The 1,154-nt window shown below is 60.3% G+C and carries 1 protein-coding gene; it reads right to left on the reverse strand.

Features of this window, described 5'->3' with window-relative positions:
• Nucleotides 1-342 precede the first annotated feature (342 nt).
• Nucleotides 343-1,154, reverse strand: an 812-nt coding sequence (locus Q319_RS28060; RefSeq protein ID WP_029484812.1) for a hypothetical protein, incomplete at its 5' end; no start/stop codon positions are given.

Genomic DNA, 1,154 nt, shown 5'->3' on the forward strand with positions numbered 1-1,154 from the left:
TCTAATTGACATTAGGCAAGAGAAAATGGATGGGTTTTATCCGGACACAATTGCATGAGGTCATCATATTCGAGTCAACTTGATGAGTACATACTAAGACCATGACACGCCATCAAGATCTTCAGGATGTGGGGAGACGCCGCAGTCGACCCCTCACTGCTGAGGACTGTCGTCTGGTCGCAGACCGCTTTTTAGATCATCTCGGGACGGATGAGGTATGCAACGACACGCTGACGTATCTCGCTGGTCGCCTGTACGTCGTGGCGGTGCAGGTGGAGTCGCGCACAGCCTCAAGGCCGGCTGAGGGGGATGGGGCATTTGGCGCGCAGTCTGCGCCGGAGGTCACGCCGCCCGAAGTCGGGCATTCAGCAGCGCAGCGGGCCGTTTGAGGCTGCCCCACTCGTGCCGGTCCACGTCCAGGCGGGCCAATTGCGCCGCCAGCACCTGAAGTCCTCCGCGTCCTTCCACCTCCGCATTCCAGGCGTTCCAGATCGCCTTGCAGTACCAGCGCTGGGAGTGGTCATCGTCCAGGGCGTGGGCGAGTGCTGTTCCCAGAATCCCGATCAGCGCCGCCCGTTTATTGGCTTCAGATTCTGCCACTGCTGGTAACAGGTAAATCACGTCCTGCACAGTTCTGACCGCTTCTTCTAGCTCATCCGGGGAGAATATGCGCGGGTCAGCGAATAACGGGTCTTGAACCTGACCAGGGGTAACGGCCCACGCTTTGAGCTGCTCTCGAAGATACTGGGCCTTCATCGGGCTAGCAGTTGACCCGCGCATATTTTTTTCTTCGTCTGGGACGCGGTTTGCATTTTCAGCATTTGCGGCTTCTTGCTGGCCCAGCTTCTCGGCCCGCTGGACCACCCGGTACGCTGTGCGGCCTGCCTGTCGGTCCTCGTCGAGGTTGCGGTACTGCGCGCTCAGGTCCTGATAAGTCAGCTTGGCCTTATGGCCCGGCTGGAGGCGGATCGCGTACAGCGTGCCGTCGATCACCGGAATTCGCTGGCCGCCAGGGGTGGTCATGGTGGTGTAGTGCGGGCGGGCGTCGATGTACCCCAGCTCCTCCAGCATGGGGGTCCACAGGCGCAGGGTGCTGACGTTCTTCTCCACCTGCGCGGCCATCATCTCGTTGGGCAGGTGCAGCACCATCTGAG

Source organism: Deinococcus marmoris DSM 12784, assembly GCF_000701405.1.
GTDB lineage: Bacteria > Deinococcota > Deinococci > Deinococcales > Deinococcaceae > Deinococcus > Deinococcus marmoris.